Raw genomic sequence first — 19398 nt, 5'->3', positions numbered from 1 at the left:
GTCCTCACATGCCGGTATTGGAAGGTGCAGCCGTATGAGACTCAGCAGGCATGTCCATGGACTTATCGCCCATGCTCGTGCCGTGGTTCTCATGGGTCATGCCGACATTGTATTTCGCAACAATGCTCTCAAACAGCCCAGACTGTACGTTGGAGAAATACACGACCGGAGCCGGCTTGGGTGCCTCAGCATGCGGGGCAGCCGGTGCGGCGTGATATTTCAGGTACGTCTGTGCATCCAGGGCTTCCTTGGCTGCGAGCGGATTGTCGCCACTGCGTACATTCTGTACCCAGGCGTCAAACTGCTCCTGCGGCATGGCAATCGTGCGGAAGCGCATGTCGGAGAAGCCCGGCCCCGTGTACTGGGCGGCCTCACCCTGGAAATTGCCCGGGCGGCTTGCCATCAGGTGGAGCTGTGTTTCCATCCCGGCCATGCTGTAGATCTGTGACCCCAGCTGCGGAATGAAGAACGATGTCATCACACTGTCAGACGTAATCCGGAAATCCAGAGGTGTCTTTGTGGGGACATCCAGCTCGTTGATGGTTGCAATCCCAAGGTCTGGGTAAATGAACAGCCACTTCCAGTCCAGGGAAACAACTTCCACATGGAGCGGCTTTGCATCGGGCGCACCAACTTTTACCTGCATCTCTTTGGAGATGGGCTTGTACGGGTCGTAATAATGCGTGCTCCAGTAATTGAAGCCACTCAGAACAAGAATGATCAGAATGGGGACACCCCAGATGAACACTTCAATCTTGTTTGAATGTGACCAGTTCCGCAGATATTCCGCCTTCGTATTGGAAGCCCGGTATTTCCAGGCAAATACGAGTGTCGCAATAATCACCGGAACCACAACGCACATCATGACGGCCCATTCAAGCACCATCATGTCGCGATTACCTTCCCCGATCGGGCCGGCTGGCTGAAGAAGATCAACCGTACAGCCCGACAGCATCAATGCAGGCAACGCCGGGAAAAATCGCCAGAGTCTTTTCATGGATCCTGCCTCTATCTGTTGTTCCGCCATAAAAAGGCCGGAACACTTTCTGACACAGTCAGGACAGCGCGATCGCCACCGAACGTTGTCATCTTATATGTGCCTTTCCCGTTCGTATCCTGACAACAGAAGGGAACTCCCTCCGTACTCAATATGAAATATGGAGCCCTGAGACCCCAGTGCCGCCCACTTTATTCTTCCCGAATAACGGAGATTACAAGGGGGCAAGCCTCATAAAAAAAAGGAACCCCGTCGGTCTTTTTAAAAAAAGACCGGTTATCTGCCATTTCTGAGAAAACATCATATTTTCATCAAAAACAAGAAGATGATCGCTTAATTTTCCATTTTCCTTTCAACCGCAAAAAATCGCAACAAAAAAGGAGCCCGGAGGCTCCTCTTCCTGTCAGGGCACTGACCCGACTCATCAGTGGATCAATCGCGCCCACCAGATCTTGTTCCTGTAAACTGCAGCAGGAACTGAAAGAGATTTACAAAATTCAGATACATCGTCAGGGCATCATAGATCCCCATCTTCCCCGTCTCTTCAGCCGGAAGGACAGACGCATACTGCTGATAGGAAAGCTTGATGCGCTGGGTGTCATAAGCTGTCAGCCCCGTGAACAGCAGCACCCCGATGAAAGATATGGCCACTGTCAGCCCATGGGCCGGGATGAACATGTTGACCAGAGAAGCGATCACCAGACCTATCAGCCCCATCGTCAGGAACGACCCCATCCCCATGAGGGACCGGTTCGTCACATACCCCCAGAGAGACATGACGCCATACAGGGAGGCGGCAATAAAGAATGTCCGGACAACAGAAGACCCTGTGTAGGCCAGAAGCAGCGATGCCATGCTGACGCCCATGGCCACGCTGAACAGCACAAACAGAAGCTGCACTGTCGAACGGGAGAGACGGTTCACACCAAAGGACAGCACCATGACAAAGACCAGAGGGGCGAAAACACTCACCATCCCCAGTCCGGTCGGAGCCAGCGCAAAAGCATCCCCTCTCTGCACGACATGAAAGAACAGCGCCCGGAGCGACGTATGGACCACGGCATAGGCCGTCACCCCCGTTATCCCCAGAGCAAGAGCCATCCAGTTGTAGACACGCAGCATGTAAGCCCGCAGACCCGCATCAAAAGCGGCAGCCGCCTGTCCTCGTGTTGTCTCGTAATCGGAATGGAAAGCCATGATATCCACTTGCTGCGATAAGTCTTCAGGGGGGACTCACTGGGCCCGCCCCTATCGTTCCCGTAGAATGTGGGGTAGTTTCTTCCCAAGTCAAGAATTCAGGACAAGACCCTGACTTTCTTTTTGTTAATCTCCCTGATTTGCGGGAGGCCCCATGAATCTTTCCCTCGCCCTCACGCTGTCTCCCACCATACAGGCAGAACTTGGCCTGCTGCGTGGCAGTCTGGATGATGTCCGCTGGTCACCGGCAGAACAGTGTCTGATCCCCCTCCAGCCCCTTGGCCACCTAAACAGCCGCCACGAGATGGAGGAGCTGGACATGACCCTGTCCCACCTGCGATGGGAACCTTTCTCTCTGGCCCTCCATCAGGTCGGCCATCAGATGGGAGAGATGGAAGACCGGCTGACAGTCAGCCTCACTCCGCAGGCTCCGCTGCTTGCCTTGCAGAAGCGGCTTGCCAGCACCCTCCGCCGCGCAGGCCTCTCCCTGCCCCGCCGTGCCGTCGTCCCGGAAGTGACCATTGCCTGGCTGGAACCGGCCTCCCCGACCGATCTCATCCCATGGATACAGCGGCACAACCTCTTTCACAGCTCTGAAATGACAGTAGACCACATCAGTCTGGTAGAGCATCTGTCTTCTGGCACCGGCCCCCATCTCCAGATTCTGGAAGCCTACCCGGCCCAGCCGGGGCTTGCCCTGCCGCACGTCAGCCCTCTTCTGACTGATGAGGAAAACAGGTTTTTCTAAAGGCCCAGCAGCAGCTTCAGGGCGTGATAATCTTCCGGCCGGCAGACAAGAAACCATCCCTCGTCGCCTTCAAGAGTAAAAAGACCAAGGCCGAAAGAGGCGTAGATGTCCGCCTGCCGTGCTCCCTGCTGAAGGACGGCCAGCTGGCACCCTTCCTGCACGGCGTAATCCCGCAGCCGCCAGACAGCACCACCCCGCTGTCCCCGTGCTCCCACAGCTCCGCCCAGACACAGGAGCACTGGCTCCGACAGCAAGAAAGGCTTCAGCCGGACCACCGCGCAGGCAGCTTTCCCTGTTGCATCCGACAACATGCCATCAGGCACGAAAAGGCGCTCACACGGCAGGGAAAGAGCCTCTGCTGAATCCTGAAGGCAGGCGTACTGCACCCGGGCATCCATGTTCCATGGGAGAAGATGCAGCCGTGCTTTCCTCAGGGCAAACCACAGCCCCAGCAGACAGCACACGGCCGCACCACCGAGAAACCAGCGCCCGACCGCCGTATGGGCATCATGAACCATAGAACGCCACCAGACATGCCCGAGATGCCGCTGACGGGCGATCCAGCTGACACCGGCCAACCCGCACAGCCAGAGCGAGAATGGCGCCAGAACAAAAGGAGAAAACGGCTCTACCCGCCAGTAAGCCTGCCTGTAATAGGTCTTGCGGAATGGCAGCAAAACGAACAGCACGGCCAGCACGACAAGAAAAGCCACCCAATGGGCCTGCCTTACGGTCAGGATCAACAGCGTGATGGACAGAGCCCCGACAGAAAGCCGCCAGGCCAACGCCACCCGCTGGGACAGCCCCAGAGACAGGCCGACGAGCATCACCCCGATGAGGGTCAGCAGAAAAGCGGCGCCCTGAAGAAGGACCGCACTCCAGAAAGAATGGAACGGAGGCAATGGTGCCAGAAGGGCATAAACCACGATGACGATGCCCAGCACGGCCTGACTGCCCGTGGCAACGATCGTGGCGAAATCCGCTTCAGATGAACGCAGACTCTGGCTGTGCTCCACGGTCCTGCCAAACCGGGCCAGCAGAGGTGCCCCTTTTATGAACAGCTCATGCCCGGCAAACATGGCACCCGCCAGAAGCAGGGGAATGATGTAATAGAACAGGCGAAAAACCAGAATCCCTGCCATGATGTGCGGCACGGAAAACCACGGGGACAGCGCCAGCAGCATGGTGCTGTCGAACACTCCCAGCCCACCCGGAACATTGGCCAGCAGACCGGCCGTGTAAGCCCCGATATAAATGGCCAGAAACCCGCCAAATGTCAGGCCGCTCCCATTGGGCAGCGTATCCAGCACACACCATGCGATCAGGGCGGTAGCAGACATATCCGCCATGCTGGACAGGATCTGCCCCAGCCCGATCCGCCAGTCTGGAAACCGCAATGTCCACCTGCCAATATGCACTTCCTGCTTCCAGCAGGGCAGAAGCACATAGGCCAGCAGGACAGAGAAACAGGCTGCTCCCCCAAGATCAGTTACCCAGGGCGGCAGATGACGGACATAAGGAATAATGCCCGGCTGGGCCAGCAGGATGAACCCCACAAGCCCCAGCATCCCCAGCCAGTAGGTGACGGAACAGAACGCCACGATGGCCGCAATCTTGATCCCCGGCACACCCCAGTTACGATAGAGCCTGTAGCGCACAGCCGTGCCCGAAATGGCTGCGCACCCAAGATTATGGGACAGGACATAGGAACAGAACGCCACAAAGGCTGACCGCCGCCACGAAATGCCCGCCTGCACATGATGACAGGCCAGACCATCGTAGAAAGACAGGATGGCATAAGAAAGAATGGTTGCCCCGGCCCCCTTCCACAAGGCGGCGGCAGGAATGGCATGAAGCCCCGCCATCACCTGCTGGAGGGACAGATGCTGAAGCTCCCGCCAGATCACCAGCCCCGCAAAAATGAGCAGGACCAGCCCCACCATGGCCGGCAGACGCGTCAGAAAACGCCGCAGCCGTCCGTCAGCAAGTGACGGAGAGGCATCCGCACCATCTGGCATACCGGAGGGAGCCGTCATGCCTCAGCCTCTGGTTTCCTCCGTTGCCCCGGCAGGCTCAACAGGACGTGCCAGAGCCTCATCAATGAGGGCAACAGTCTCCTTCAGGCCAAACAAAGCCGCAAAAATGCCGAAGCGGGGGCCCTCTTTCTGCCCCAGCAGCACCTCATACAGGCACCCGAACCAGGACCGCAGCTCCGGCTTGGCAAAGTAACGCTTGCCGACCTCAAATACGACATTCTGCACATCATCCGGGGTCGCATTGTCCGGCACCGTCTTCAGCGTTGCTGCGAGGTCTTCCAGACCTTTGCGCTCTGTCTCCGTCGGAGCACGGAACACCTTGGTCGGACGGACACGCTCATTGAAGTAATCCAGAGCGTGCTGCACCAGCCGTGCCACATAAGGATGTGTCTCTGGCGACAGGCTGGAATCATAACGCCGCAGGAACTTCCAGAGTGTCTCCACTTCCCGGGCATTGGCCACGCTGGCCAGATTCAGCAGGGCTGTGAAGGAAACCGGGCTGGTATCCTGCGGGCGCAGTTTCCCTTCATGGATGAACCATACCGGGTTGGAAAGGAACTCCTCTGCGCTCTGCTGCTCACCCTTCTGCACGAGGGCCAGATATTCATCCGTGGCTCTGGGGATCATGTCCGTATAGAGCCTTTTGGCACGGGTCGGCTGCTGAAACATGTAATGAGCCAGACTCTCCGACGGGCCGTACCGCAGCCATTCCTCCACGGAGAGGCCATTTCCCTTGGACTTGCTGATCTTCTGCCCATTGGCATCGAGGAACAGCTCATAGGTCAGGTTCAGCGGTGGCTCACTGCCAAGAATGCGGCATATCCTGGAGGAAAGCTTCACGCTGTCGATGAGGTCCTTGCCGGACATCTCATAATCGACACCCAGAGCATACCAGCGCATGGCCCAGTCAGCCTTCCACTGCATCTTGGCCTGTCCGCCATAGACGGATGTCTCAAAGCTCTTCCCGTCCTCGTCCTTCCAGACGACTGTCCCGGCTTCCGGGTTCACGCTGATGATGGGCACCTGCATGACACGGCCCGTCTCGGGATGGATCGGCAGCACAGGGGAATAGGTCGCCCGCCGTTCCTTGCCCAGCGTGGGAGCGATCACCTCGATGATGCGGTCATGCTCTTCCAGAACACGCTTCAGGGCCGCATCGAAGATGCCGGACGTGTAGTAATCGGTTGCAGAAGCAAATTCATAATCGAACCCGAACGCATCAAGGAACTGGCGCAGGCGAGCATTGTTGTGCGCCGCAAAACTCTCATGCGTGCCAAACGGATCGGGAATACGGGAGAGCGGCAGGCCAAGATGCTCAGCCAGCATCTCCTGCTGGGGGACATTGCCCGGCACCTTGCGCAGGGCATCCATGTCATCAGAAAAGGCCAGAAGACGGGTCTGGCGACCTGTCAACTTCTCAAAAGCCTGCCGGACCCATGTCGTCCGGGCCACTTCGCCGAACGTACCGATATGCGGCAGGCCGGAAGGCCCGTAGCCTGTCTCCATCAGAACCGGTTTGCTGGGGTCCCTGTCTGCCACACGGGCGGCCAGTTTACGGGCTTCCTCAAACGGCCAGAGCTTGGGGAAAGACGAATCATTCTGGGGAGAAGGCGTTTTGTTCTGCATAAGACTACGTTAATTATGAACCCTCCCCCCTCTGGTCAAGTATGCAGGCGGGACGTGCACTGCTTTCCCCTCGCAGAAGGAGGACTTCCTGTGTATGAGTTGGAGCATGCCCAGCCTGTTCCGCTCCCACCTTGATGCGCCAGCCCTGATCGCACGACATGGCCTCTCCTCCCTCATCACGCCTGATGGTGAGGTGCTGGACATTCCCCTTGCCGAAGTCCGGGACATGCTCCGCCAGCTGCCGCCACCGCTGCTCATCCACGGGCCTGCCACGCTCCGCCTGCTGGAACTGCCCCCGGAACCTCCTCCCGCTCCCTGGCTGGACCTGCTGGAACTCTTCCTTCTCGTCCATCCGGCCCGGAGCGTGACCCCGACAGCCCGTGGCCTCGCCCTGGAGCTGGGCCTTGCAGAACCGACGGATACAGCTCCCCTACAGGCCGACAGTCTCTACCGTATTGCCCAGCACCTTCTGGATGAGCTGTCGGGACAGCCTCCCCAGAAAATCGCCACGCTCCACCTTCTGCTGCCCACTCTGGACCAGGCCGGATGGAGCTGGCACGACATCGTGAAAGAGGCCCTGCCTCCTCCCTCTGCATCTTCGGGACGATCCAGAGAAATTGATGCCCTGAAAATATGGCGGCGCCTGCCCCAGTGGGAGGAGCGTGCGCCCCGTCCCCCTGCTGGCAGCCAACCAGTCAGCCAGCAGGAAGCCCGCAGGCGTCTTTCCGCCCTGCTGGGCAGGCATGCAGAACCCCGCCCCGGTCAGGCCGATTTTGCCTCGGCCACCAGCTACGCCTTCACCCCCCGGGATGTCGCCAATGCCCCCAACATCATGCTGGCCGAGGCGGGTACCGGCACGGGCAAGACAATGGGCTACATCGCCCCGGCCAGCCTCTGGGCCGAAAAGAATGACGGAGCTGTCTGGGTCAGTACCTATACCCGCCATCTGCAACGGCAGATCGAACAGGAACTGACCCGTCTTTACCCCGATCCGACAGAACGGCATGAACTTGCCGTCATCCGCAAGGGGCGGGAAAACTATCTCTGCCTCCTGAACCTGGAAGATATCACCACCGCCCTTCTCAACCGCCAGCCACAGGCGCAGCCTGGCCTCATCCCGCTGGTCTTTCTCGCTCTCTGGGCCGAGACCACGGAAGATGGCGACCTGATGGGGGGCGACCTTCCCGGCTGGTTCGGGGACCTGTTCCAGCCCGGGCTGCTGAACATGATTGCCGACCGGCGGGGCGAGTGCATCCATTCCGCCTGCCCGCATTATCAGAGCTGCTTCATCGAGCATGGCATACGCCGTGCACAACATGCCCGGTTCGTCATCGCCAACCATGCGCTCGTCCTGTCCCAGGCAGCGTGGAACGCCATGCTGCCGCAGGACATGGCACCCGGCAATCTGGCAGACGAAAATGGCGTCCCCACCCGTTATGTCTTTGATGAAGGCCATCATATCCCTGATGCAGCAGACAGTGCCTTCTCTCTGGTCTTCTCCGGGCTGGAAGCAGCCGACCTGCGCCGCTGGATACTCGGGGCTGAGGGGAGCCGCTCCCGTGCCCGTGGCCTGATGCGCCGCATGGAAGACCTGATGGAGCGCCTGCCAGCCCTCAAGGATGCCCTTCAGGAGCTTGTCCTTGCCACACAGAAAGGCCTGCCACGCCCCGGCTGGAGCGGACGCCTGCATGAGGCCCGGCAGGCCCGCATGGCCCCGCCGCCACCAGACGTCCCCCCGCTGGAAGACAGGCCTGCCACCCCGCCTGATGACGATGAGGAAGACCCTTTCCCCCTCGCCATGGTCGAGGAAGCGTCCCTCCCCCAACCGGCCGAGGCGTTCCTCCAGATGCTGGACATGCATCTGGATGCCCGCATAGCGGAAATACAGATGCAGACCCGCGGCCAGCAGGGCCATTATCCTCGCCAGGAATGCGACCTGCACCCCATACCCGCCCCGCTGCGTGAGCACGCCGAAACCCTGCTCACGGCCCTTCAGGACATCGTCACCCCGCTGGACCGGATCATCCGGCACCTTCAGGAAGCTCTGGAAGCGCAGGAGGAAGACCCCGATACAGCCTTCCAGCAACGGCTGGAGGGAACCATACGCAGCCTGCATCGCCGTGCCCTCTCCCGCCTTCAAGGGTGGATCAGCATGGTACGGGCCATCATGGAGCAACCCGTTGCCCAGACAAGCCTGCCGACCTATGTGGACTTCATCCACCGGGAGCCTTTACCCCCCACACGGCTCCTCCAGGGAGGACACGACATTGCCCTGAACCGCCACTGGCTGGACCCGACCATTCCCTTCGCCAGCACCCTGCAAAGCACCACGCACGGGCTGCTCATCACCTCCGCCACCCTGCGGGACCGCAGCCCGGATGAAGACGGGGAAGCCGGATGGGAAAAGGCTGAGCGACGACTGGGCACGGCGCATTTCCTCAAGCCCCCCATGCGGGCTGCCCTGATGAGTCCCTTCGACTATGCCCACCAGACACGGGCCTACATCATCACGGATGTCTCACGGGACCCGGCAGCACAGGCGCAGGCCTTTCAGGCTCTTTTTGAAACCGCCAATGGAGGAGCTCTGGGGCTTTTCACAGCCATTCAACGGCTGAAAGAGGTCCACCGCCGCATCCATGAGCCGCTGGGGATGAAGAACATCCCCCTCTACGCCCAGCATGTGGACGCCATGAACAACGCCACGCTGGTGGATGTCTTCCGTACCGAGACGAACAGCTGCCTGCTGGGCACGGATGCCATGCGTGATGGCGTGGATGTCCCTGGAGAGGCCCTCCGCATGGTGGTGATGGAACGTACCCCCTGGCCCCGGCCCGACATTCTTCACCGGGAACGCCGCCGCCATCTTTCCGGCGGCAGGCCGGGCGATTATGACGACCTCATCACCCGGATGCGCCTGCGTCAGGCCTTCGGGCGCCTCATCCGCCGGGCTGATGACCGGGGCGTGTTCATCATTCTGGACAGCCGGATGCCGTCCCGCCTTCTCTCCGCCTTCCCTGATGGCGTACCTGTCCAGCGGCTGCCACTGACCGAAGCACTGACAGACATTGACGGCTTCCTGAACAGGTAAAACACAAAAAAGCCCCGCTCCCGAAAGAGCGAGGCTTTTCTTTCTGCCTGTACGGGACAGGAGGCCATCCCGGCCAGAGTGACCGGGATGGGGAAGGATGAGCGATCAGAAGCCGCCCATACCACCCATGCCACCCATTCCGCCCATGCCACCCATACCGGCACCAGCAGCATCGTCGGACTTCTTCTCCGGACGCTCGGCAACCATGGCTTCGGTGGTGATCAGCAGGCCAGCCACGGAGGCTGCATCCTGAAGGGCCGTGCGGACGACCTTGGTCGGGTCAATGATACCGGCAGCCACGAGGTCCTTGTACTCACCCTTCTGGGCGTCAAAGCCTTCGTTATAGTTGCTCAGTTCCAGCACCTTGCCAGCAATCACGGCACCATCTTCACCAGCATTGTGGGCAATCTGGCGCAGCGGAGCCTGAAGAGCCTTGCGAACGATCTGGGCACCAGCACGCTGGTCGTCATTCTCGAAGGTCAGGTCATCGAACAGCAGGCTTGCACGGGCCAGAGCCGTACCACCACCCGGGACGATACCTTCCTCAACAGCGGCGCGGGTTGCGTGCAGGGCGTCATCAACACGGTCCTTGCGCTCCTTCACCTCGACCTCGGTGCTGCCACCGACACGGATGACGGCAACGCCACCAGCCAGCTTGGCCAGACGCTCCTGGAGCTTCTCACGGTCATAGTCGGATGTCGTGGCCTCGATCTGGGAGCGGATCTGGGCGCAACGACCCTTGATGCCCTCGGCAGCACCGGCCCCCTCGACGATGGTGGTGTTCTCCTTGTCGATATGCACCTTCTTGGCCGTGCCAAGCATGTCCAGCGTGACGGATTCCAGCTTGATGCCGATATCCTCGGAGACGACCTGACCACCGGTCACGATGGCGATGTCTTCCAGCATGGCCTTGCGACGGTCACCGAAGCCCGGAGCCTTCACGGCAGCGATCTTCAGGCCACCACGCAGCTTGTTGACGACCAGCGTGGCCAGAGCCTCACCATCGACTTCCTCGGCGATGATCAGCAGCGGGCGGCCAGACTGCACGACGCTTTCCAGCAGCGGCAGCATCGGCTGGAGAGAAGAGATCTTCTTCTCATGGATCAGGATGTAGGGGTTTTCCAGATCAGCCGTCATCTTCTCCGTGTTCGTCACGAAGTACGGGGAGATGTAGCCACGGTCAAACTGCATGCCTTCCACGACATCCAGCTCGGTGTGCAGGCCCTTGGCCTCTTCCACCGTGATGACACCCTCGTGACCGACCTTCTCCATGGCTTCGGAGATCATCTTGCCGACTTCGGACTCGCCGTTGGCAGAGATCGTGCCGACCTGGGAAATCTCATCCTGGGAGGAGATCTTCTTGGTGCGGGTCTTCAGTTCTTCCACGACACGCAGCACGGCCTTGTCGATGCCACGCTTCAGGTCCATCGGGTTCATGCCGGCGGCGACAGCCTTGGCACCCTCACGGATGATGGCCTGGGCCAGAACGGTAGCGGTCGTGGTGCCGTCACCAGCCACATCGTTGGTCTTGGAGGACACTTCACGCACCATCTGTGCGCCCATGTTCTCGAACTTGTCGGCCAGCTCGATCTCCTTGGCGACGGAAACGCCGTCCTTGGTGATGCGGGGGGCACCGTAGCTCTTGTCCAGAACGACATTGCGGCCCTTCGGACCGAGCGTCACCTTCACGGCATTGGCAAGAATATCAACACCACGGAGCATGCGCTCACGGGCATCAGCACCAAATTTCACGTCTTTAGCAGCCATAACACCTAATTCCTTCAAAGATGGTCAGAGAGAAAAATGTCCGGAAATGTGGCCTCAGCCGACGATGCCCAGAATGTCGCTCTCTTTCATGATCAGCAGGTCTTCACCGCCGATCTTCACCTCGGTACCGGACCACTTGCCAAACAGGACACGGTCGCCAGCCTTGACATCCAGCGGCACGACCTGACCCTGCTCATTGCGGGCACCGGACCCAACGGCCAGGACCTCGCCTTCCATCGGCTTTTCCTTGGCGGTTTCAGGAATGATGATGCCACCGGCGGTTTTTTCTTCACCGTCCAGACGGCGGACCACTACACGGTCGTGAAGGGGACGAAACTTCGTCATGGATCACTCCATTTTAGGCTGGCCCTTCCATAAAGCAGCGCAGCCGGGTTATTGCGCTCATTCTAGCAGCGCACCAGTAAACTCCCCGATCAAACGGGGCGAATGAGAGATAGTGATGCCCCCCTGTAGCGTCAAGAACTCCCCTCCGAGGCACCGGAGATTTTTTAATCGTTCTTACTTTCAAACAAACATTCATGAACAGGCGCATCCTGTCATGAACCACACCGTTTCATTCCCTCTTGCTCCTGACCACAAAGAGGTGAAAACTTCTCTTTTCCATTCCCTGAAAAGGGGCGTCTTTACAGGATCAGGAGAGGCCATCATGGACCTGCATCTGCAAGAACGAACAGCCATCATCATGGGAGGAAGCCGGGGGCTGGGACTGGGCATTGCCCGATCCCTGGCACGGGAAGGCGTCCGCCCCTGTCTGCTGGCCCGTGATGAAAACAGACTGCGGCAGGCCGCTCATGATCTGGCAGCCGATACCGGCATCACCCCGCACTGGCATACCGTGGATTTCTCGGCACCAGACAGCGTACAGACCTGCCTGACAGCCCTCCAGAATATCATGCCGGAGACGGACATCATCATCGGCAATGGCGGCGGACCGCCCCTGGAGCCTGCCGCGGCCTGCGATCCGGCACTCTGGCAGAAAGAAACCGCCACGATGCTTCTGCCTGTCATGCAGCTTGTCGGCCAGTATCTGCCGGGCATGAGGCAACGACAGTTCGGCCGGATCATCATGGTGTCCTCCACCAGTATCGTGGAGCCCATTCCCAACCTCGTTCTCTCCAGCGCACTCCGCTCCGCACTGGCCAGCTGGGGCAAAACCCTCGCCCGGGAGGTCGCCCATGATGGCGTGACGGTCAATACGCTGCTGCCCGGCCGCTTCGAGACGGACCGCGTCGCCACCCTGAACAGAATACGGGCTGAAAAGGCTGGTATTCCGCTCGAAGAGTTCCGCAGGCAGAAAGAAAACGGCGTGCCCGCAGGCCGCTACGGCCAACCCGAAGAGCTGGGGCACATGGCCGCCTTTCTGGCCAGCCCTCTGGCGGCCTACATCACCGGGACCCGCATCCCGGTTGACGGGGGCCTGCTTCACGGTTTCTGAAAGCCCTGCATGCAGAAAGACCTCCCCGCCATCCAGCGGGGAGGCCCTCCCTTCACAAAGCCATCAGGCTGGCGCTCAGCTGAACAGCACACGCCCCGCAACAGCGTCCAGACGGGCCAGAACGGAGAAGTCTCTGGCTTCCGGCGGCGTGATGATGGCATTGTCCAGCGCACGCTCGGCTGCACCGGTACCGGTGCAGATGGGGCGGGCCTTGCCAAGGGCCGGAATGGCCCGGCGAACAAGCTCCCGGGCATGTTTGGAGTTGCTCTTCATGGTACGGACGACAGCATCCACCGTGACGTGCTCATGCTCTTCGTGCCAGCAGTCATAATCGGTCACCATGGCAACGGTGGCATAGTTCATTTCTGCCTCACGGGCCAGACGGGCCTCCGGCATGTTCGTCATGCCGATGACCGACGCCCCCCATGAGCGATAAAGCTCGCTCTCGGCCCGGGTGGAAAACTGCGGCCCCTCGATAACGACATAGCTGCCGCCCCGTGTAACCGTGATACCCAGCTTTTCGGCCTCATCAGCCAGCGTGGTGGCCATGCGGGCGGAAACCGGCTCACCCATGCTGACATGGGCCACGCAGCCTTCCTCAAAAAAGGTCCGGGGACGCCCCTGTGTCAGGTCAATGAACTGATCCACCAGCACAAAATGGCCCGGAGCCAGCTCTTCCTTCAGAGACCCCACGGCAGAGAGAGAGATGATGTCCGTCACACCGGCCCGCTTGAGGGCATCAATGTTCGCACGGTAATTCAGACGTGAGGGCGGAATGGGATGCCCACGGCCATGACGGGGCAGAAACACGCAGCGCACCCCCTCCAGCGTGCCAAAGAGGAGCTCATCGGAAGGAGCGCCCCAAGGGGATTCACAACGCCGCCACTCCCGGTTTTCCAGCCCGTCAATCTCATAAAGGCCTGAGCCCCCGATGACACCAATGACAGGTTCGATCATCTTGTCTGCAACCATAAATCCTCACTCCATCCTGCCTCGACCCGGTCGCCGCTCGCAGGGCACACAGTCCCGCACAACCCTTCCGGCAGTCCTCTCATCAGATAGCGGACAGTCTTTCAGAAGACCAACCCAAAAATCAATAGGCAGGGTTGCCTGCCCTTTTTACAACATCAGGAAAAGCCAGTAAGCCAGAATGAGCCTTTTGGCCTATGAACAGCATGACACCCCAGAGTGACAAACCATCCATTTCTGCCCCACACAGATCAGGAGATGCCCATGCCATCCTCAACGCCTTTTGCCCTGCCCGACCTGCCCCATGCCGGCCTGACGGACGAGGCCCGCAGCTGGTTCGAAAGCCTGCGTGACAGGATATGCGCCGCCTATGAGGCTCTGGAAGACGAGGCAGCAGCCGGGGACGCTCCCGTTCTGGCCGGGCATGAGCTGCCGGGGCGTTTCCAGCGTACGGCCTGGGAGAGGCCTGAAGGTGGCGGTGGTGTCATGTCTGTCATGAAGGGGCGTGTCTTTGAGAAGGTTGGCGTGAATGTCTCAACCGTCTGGGGGGAATTTTCACCAGAATTCCGCAAGACCATTCCCGGTGCGGCGGAGGACCCACGCTTCTTTGCCACAGGCATCTCTCTGGTGGCCCATCCCTGCAACCCCCATGTCAGTGCGGCGCATTTCAACACCCGCATGATCATCACCTCAAAGGGATGGTTCGGTGGGGGTGGCGACATCACGCCCATGTTCCCTGAAAGCCCGGAAGCCCTCGAAGATGCGGCCACGTTCCACAGGGCCTTTCAGGAGGCCTGCGACAGACACGACCCGGACTACTATCCCCGCTTCAAGAAATGGTGTGATGAGTATTTCTTCCTGAAACACCGCAACGAACCCCGTGGGCTGGGCGGCATCTTCTATGACTGGCTGGACAGCCAGAACCTCGCCAATGACTTCACCTTCACCCGGGATGTGGGAGAAGCCTTCCTGAACAGCTATGCCGGCATCGTCCGGGGGCGGATGTTCACTCCCTGGACGGATGGAGACCGTCAGGCCCAGCTCAGGCGACGGGGCCGTTATGTGGAGTTCAACCTCCTTTATGACCGGGGGACGCTCTTCGGCTTGAAAACAGGCGGCAATACCGAGGCCATCCTGATGTCCATGCCACCAGAAGTCATCTGGCCCTGAAGCATTCATGTCCAGCTCCATACGGAGCTGAAGAATGATCAGTCAGCATAGCCCTGCGGATGAGCCTGCCGCCAGCGCAGGGCTGTTTCAACAATCATGTCAAGCCCTGCAAATCTGGGCGTCCAGCCTGTATCGGCGTGCAGTCGTGCCGGGTCTGCCACCAGTCTGACAGGGTCTCCTTCCCGCCTTGGAGCAGGCTCCCAAGGTACCGACCGGCCGCTTACCCTTTCAACACTGGCAATAACCTCCAGATTGGAATAACCACACCCGGTCCCGATATTGTAGCATATGCTGCCCTGCTCCATCTGCTCCAGCGCCCTGAGATGGGCTTCGGCAATATCGGCGACATGCACATAGTCACGAATACAGGACCCGTCCATCGTTGGATAATCCAGGCCAAACAGCTTCAGCGTTGGCCGCATTCCCAACGCAGCCTCGATCGTCAAAGGAATCAGGTGCGTTTCAGGCCGATGATCTTCACCTGCCCTTCCAGCGGGATCGGCCCCAGCAGCATTAAAATAACGCAGGCAGGCGCTTCTCATGCCGTATATCCTGTCAGCCCAATGCAGGACACGTTCGATCATGAATTTGCTTTCCCCATAGGGGGAACCGGGATCAACAGATGCCGCTTCTGAAATGAGGCCAGTGCGCTCCGTTCCTCCAAACAGTGCCGCTGTGGAGGAAAAGACAAATTTCTTCACGCCATGGGCCACACAGGCTTCGATGAGATTGAGCGTGGTGAGATAATTCCGCCTCAGATAATGGAGGGGCCTTCTCACACTGTCACCAACACGGGACAGGGCAGCGAAATGCAGCACACCATCCCACGGCCCCTGGGCCATCACACCCGCTGTGGCCTCCTGACTGGCCAGATCGACCAGAAAGAAAGGGACACCAGGTGGCACGGCTGCCCGATGCCCTGTGCTCAGATCATCAAGAACAGCAACTTCATGCCCTGCATCCAGCAGGGCAAGCACGACATGACTGCCAACAAAACCGGCACCACCCGTCACGAGATAACGCATCGGGGCCTCCTGACCAGAAAAGCCCCGAAAGAACTCACGACATCTGAAAACAGTCCGTTACTGGGCAATGGCTCATCCTGTCCCTACCTGACAAACACGCCATGGTATCCGTGCGGGTCATCATGGGACTTTCCGGCAGCACAGTGCCTCAGCCATCACTCCCAATAATGCCATCCACCAGCACATGGGGCAGCCCACGGGGACAGACCTCCAGACGGGTCTGGACACCATAGACATCTCCCAGCACGGCAGGTGTTGTCACGGCCATGACAGCCCCCTGTGCCACAAGCCGACCATCCCGCATATAGACAACATCATGAGCACGTTGCAGAGCGATGTTCAGATCGTGAACAACCAGTAGCGTCACGATATCACGTTTCCGTGTCTCACGACGGACGACGTCCATGACGGCAAACTGATACCGCAGGTCCAGCGCACTCAAGGGTTCATCCAGCAGCAACATGGCCGGACGGCGCACCAGGGCCTGCGCCAGTCCCACCATCTGCCGCTGACCACCAGACAGTTCATCCATGTAGCGCAGGGCCAGCCTGCCGATACCCAGCTCCTCCAGAACGTCGGTGCTTTCCCGCAGGGCACACTCGGCAGACACGGCCTCCCCCGCCCGACGGGCCACCATCACCGCCTCGATCACCTGAAGATGAACGGCAGGCGGCAGGCTCTGTGGCAGATAGGCAGCCAGCCTGGCCCGCTCACCAACCCCCAGTTTTGAAAGATCCTGCCCGGCAAGGCGAACACATCCCTCCGCCCGGGTCAGGCCGGCAACTCCCCGCATGAAGGTGGACTTGCCCGAGCCATTCGGCCCCAGCAGGGCCGTTACACGCCCGGCCCGCATGGGGGCAAGCGTCATGTCATGCAGGACCTGCCGCCGCCCATAATGGACACTGAAATTTTCAACTTCCAGCTGATGTGTCTGACAGTTCCCCATTTCAGGCCCCCTTTCTCAGAACCACGGCAAGGAAGAAAGGAATTCCCACCAGTGAGGTAACAATCCCCACCGGAATCACGACCCCCGGCAGAATGTTCTTGGCCGCGATGGAGGCCAGCGACATGATGAGCCCACCGCACAGGGCAGCCCCGGGCAGATAAAAACGATGATCCTCCCCCAGCAGGCGGCGGGCAATGTGGGGCGCAACCAGCCCCACGAAACCGATCGTCCCGACAAAGGATACAGCCAGGGCAGACAGCACACTGATACGCAGCAGAGACATCATCCGCAGGCGTTTCGTATCCACACCATAGCTTGCAGCCCGGTCCTCTCCCAGCCGCAGGGCTGTCAGGGCCGGAGCCGCCCGGAAGCAGAACGGCAGCACCAACAGGCAACCGAGGCTCATGACGGAAATCTTGCCCCAGTCAGCCCGGGTCAGGCTACCCATCGTCCAGAAAACAAGGTCCTGAAGAGCATCCTCATCAGCGATGAACTGCATCAAGGCCACGAAGGCATGAAAAGTGAATACCAGCGCAATACCGAACAGCACCACCATGGCCGTGGAATGGCCCCGTGCCCGGGCCACCAGCTCCAGCAGACCAGCCGAACCCACAGCAAACACGAACGCCTCCAGCGGGACCATCCAGTTTTCCGACACATAAGGGATATGCCAATGCAGCACGATGGCCAGAGAGGCCCCAAATGCCGCCGCCGCCGACACACCCAGCGTGTAAGGGCTGGCCAGGGGGTTATCCAGCACCGTCTGCATCTCCCCACCGGATATTCCCAAAGCAACGCCCACCAGGGCCGCCATCAGGGCATAAGGCAGGCGGATATGCCATACGATGACGGCATTCGTCCCGGATGAGGGATGCATGAGCGCATGAAACAAGGCCGCCGGGCCAAGACCGGCCGGGCCCAGGGAAAAATCAAGCAGTATGGAAAAAAGGATCAGCCCTGCCATCAGGCAGAGGACACCCACCCTGTGGCGGGTCAGCTTTACATAGGATGCCTGTATGCCTGTCAATCGTGCGGCAAGACGGGCCATTTCGTCTGATGGCCCGTCTGTTCTGGTCTCTGTCTCTTTAATGGGCATTCGCCTTGATCCAATATGTCCCGCTGTTCGGCATCACTGTAAAACGGCTCTGTACCAGGCTGCGGTCAGCATCCGGGTCCAGATCCCTGAAGCGTTCGGGATAAAACCATTTTGCCATGACCTCAATGGCGAGAATATTGAACGGACTGTCATAGAACGTGTGCCAGATACCATAGGCACGTCCATTGCGGACCGCCCCAAGCCCGGCAAGTTCAGGCGCTTTCAGCAGGGCAGCAAGAGAGGCCTGCGCCATCTCCGGCGTCACCTGTGATCCCATCTTCAGGCCCGGCCCGCTGTTGCCCGGCCCCCGGGTACCATCCAGAATCAGCACGTCGGGATCTTTGGCGATGACCATCTCTGCCGAAACATCGCCGATATAACCCGGTAGAAGATCGGCTGCGATGTTGCGCCCCCCGGCAGCCTCGATAAAGGCTCCCATGTTGCCTCGCCCTGCCGTATGGCAGCAGCTCTGCCGCGCCCCGGCCAGCATGTTGATGAACACGCTGGGGCGTTGGGCCTCCGGGATTGTCTCCACGACAGACTGGATGGCCTTCAGGCGGCTTTCATAAAAATCCGTATAGGCTTTTGCTTCTGCCTCACGCCCGAGGGCCTGGCCGAGAATGACCATACTGGGGACGGTCGTTTTTACCGGGTCCTGCCGGAAATCCACAAACAGGACAGGCACATGCGCTGCCCGCAGCCTGGCCGTCACATCACCAGTCTGCCCGGGACCATGGCCGGTCGTGCTGAAAATGGCGAGATCAGGATGAAGGTCCAGCACCTTCTCCGGACTGATCGTATCAGCGGTTGTCCGTCCGATCACGGCGACCTTGTCAGCCTCCGGAAATGTCTTGAGCATCTGCTCATAATTCTGTCTGTCGGCCTCCCGGAATTCCCCCTGCCAGCCGACGATACGGTCAAACAGATGCTTTCCCTCCAGAGGCTCCAGGGCGTAGATCAGCCGCCCTTCTCCCAGAATGATGCGCTGGGGATGATCCGGAACGGACACGACCGCCCCCGTGATGTCCCGCACATCCTTCGCCTGAGCCTGATGGACTGGCCACATACCGCCAGCCAGGGCTGCCAGCATGACGCCGGCAGAGCCAAACAGGGCTTTCAATGAAACCATGATCTTGCGCCTTTCCCGGAAAGGTCATCCCGCAGGGACACCGTGCCCCCCATGGATGAAACCTCCTGCTTTAATTGATAATCATTCTCGACATTAATGTTATAGAAAACCTCTTCCCCTTCTCCAAGATCGGAATGATCCTCCCTTT

15 protein-coding genes are annotated in these 19398 nt (G+C 59.6%); 4 read left to right on the top strand and 11 right to left on the bottom strand.

Annotated features, from left to right (window positions below):
- Positions 1-4 precede the first annotated feature (4 nt).
- Both cyoA and DTI93_RS01820 read right to left on the bottom strand, forming a co-directional pair.
- The gene (cyoA, locus tag DTI93_RS01825) at positions 5-997 is read right to left on the bottom strand and encodes a ubiquinol oxidase subunit II (protein ID WP_232086318.1); all 993 of its coding nucleotides are present in this window, start codon (positions 995-997) and stop codon (positions 5-7) included.
- A 432-nt stretch (positions 998-1429) separates the two neighbouring features.
- Complete coding sequence (locus tag DTI93_RS01820; RefSeq protein ID WP_248460507.1) at positions 1430-2194, bottom strand: Bax inhibitor-1/YccA family protein; 765 nt, start codon at positions 2192-2194, stop codon at positions 1430-1432.
- Positions 2195-2348: 154 nt separating this feature from the next.
- On the opposite strand from DTI93_RS01820, the gene DTI93_RS01815 reads away from it, so the two are divergent.
- Positions 2349-2942 (top strand): 2'-5' RNA ligase family protein, encoded by a 594-nt coding sequence (locus tag DTI93_RS01815; RefSeq protein ID WP_249079465.1) that lies wholly within the window; start codon positions 2349-2351, stop codon positions 2940-2942.
- On the opposite strand, the gene DTI93_RS01810 is transcribed toward DTI93_RS01815, so the two are convergent.
- Positions 2939-4978: a lysylphosphatidylglycerol synthase domain-containing protein gene (locus DTI93_RS01810; RefSeq protein ID WP_249079463.1), complete on the bottom strand. Its 2040-nt coding sequence runs from the start codon at positions 4976-4978 to the stop codon at positions 2939-2941. The two genes, DTI93_RS01815 and DTI93_RS01810, sit on opposite strands and share 4 nt — an antisense overlap.
- Before the next feature lie 3 nt (positions 4979-4981).
- Positions 4982-6604 carry a lysine--tRNA ligase gene (locus DTI93_RS01805; RefSeq protein WP_248630427.1) on the bottom strand — a complete coding sequence of 541 codons (1623 nt, stop codon included), beginning with the start codon at positions 6602-6604 and terminating at the stop codon, positions 4982-4984.
- Between the two features lie 94 nt (positions 6605-6698).
- On the opposite strand from DTI93_RS01805, the gene DTI93_RS01800 reads away from it, so the two are divergent.
- The gene (locus DTI93_RS01800; protein WP_249079461.1) at positions 6699-9692 is read left to right on the top strand and encodes an ATP-dependent DNA helicase; all 2994 of its coding nucleotides are present in this window, start codon (positions 6699-6701) and stop codon (positions 9690-9692) included.
- A 105-nt stretch (positions 9693-9797) separates the two neighbouring features.
- On the opposite strand, the gene groL is transcribed toward DTI93_RS01800, so the two are convergent.
- Entirely contained in the window at positions 9798-11459 is a 1662-nt protein-coding gene (groL, locus tag DTI93_RS01795; RefSeq protein WP_043560525.1) for a chaperonin GroEL, read from the bottom strand.
- Between the two features lie 54 nt (positions 11460-11513).
- A complete protein-coding gene (gene groES, locus DTI93_RS01790; protein ID WP_043560528.1) occupies positions 11514-11804 on the bottom strand; it encodes a co-chaperone GroES in 291 nt (96 codons plus the stop codon).
- Positions 11805-12126: 322 nt separating this feature from the next.
- Between groES and DTI93_RS01785 the strand changes: the two genes are divergently transcribed.
- Positions 12127-12915, top strand: coding sequence for an SDR family oxidoreductase (locus DTI93_RS01785; RefSeq protein WP_249079459.1), 789 nt, complete (start codon positions 12127-12129; stop codon positions 12913-12915).
- A 75-nt stretch (positions 12916-12990) separates the two neighbouring features.
- On the opposite strand, the gene DTI93_RS01780 is transcribed toward DTI93_RS01785, so the two are convergent.
- Positions 12991-13887, bottom strand: coding sequence for an S-methyl-5'-thioadenosine phosphorylase (locus tag DTI93_RS01780; protein WP_043560531.1), 897 nt, complete (start codon positions 13885-13887; stop codon positions 12991-12993).
- Positions 13888-14148: 261 nt separating this feature from the next.
- On the opposite strand from DTI93_RS01780, the gene hemF reads away from it, so the two are divergent.
- Positions 14149-15054, top strand: a complete 906-nt coding sequence (gene hemF, locus DTI93_RS01775) for an oxygen-dependent coproporphyrinogen oxidase (RefSeq protein WP_081563047.1) — start codon at positions 14149-14151, stop codon at positions 15052-15054.
- Positions 15055-15092: 38 nt separating this feature from the next.
- Here hemF and galE read toward each other — a convergent pair whose 3' ends face one another.
- The 4 genes from galE to DTI93_RS01755 all read right to left on the bottom strand — a co-directional run bounded on the left by galE (position 15093) and on the right by DTI93_RS01755 (position 19250).
- Positions 15093-16079, bottom strand: a complete 987-nt coding sequence (galE, locus tag DTI93_RS01770; protein ID WP_043560537.1) for a UDP-glucose 4-epimerase GalE — start codon at positions 16077-16079, stop codon at positions 15093-15095.
- A gap of 148 nt (positions 16080-16227) precedes the next feature.
- The gene (locus tag DTI93_RS01765) at positions 16228-17025 is read right to left on the bottom strand and encodes an ABC transporter ATP-binding protein (RefSeq protein WP_043560539.1); all 798 of its coding nucleotides are present in this window, start codon (positions 17023-17025) and stop codon (positions 16228-16230) included.
- Position 17026: 1 nt separating this feature from the next.
- Positions 17027-18073 (bottom strand): iron ABC transporter permease, encoded by a 1047-nt coding sequence (locus DTI93_RS01760; protein ID WP_249079458.1) that lies wholly within the window; start codon positions 18071-18073, stop codon positions 17027-17029.
- Between the two features lie 37 nt (positions 18074-18110).
- Positions 18111-19250: an ABC transporter substrate-binding protein gene (locus tag DTI93_RS01755; RefSeq protein ID WP_043560542.1), complete on the bottom strand. Its 1140-nt coding sequence runs from the start codon at positions 19248-19250 to the stop codon at positions 18111-18113.
- Between the last annotated feature and the right edge of the window lie 148 nt (positions 19251-19398).

This window comes from Parasaccharibacter sp. TMW 2.1884 (assembly GCF_023337695.1).
Classification (GTDB): domain Bacteria; phylum Pseudomonadota; class Alphaproteobacteria; order Acetobacterales; family Acetobacteraceae; genus Bombella; species Bombella apis.
The sequence above is the reverse complement of the archived record's forward strand: the minus strand, read 5'-3'. Positions and strand labels throughout refer to the sequence as shown.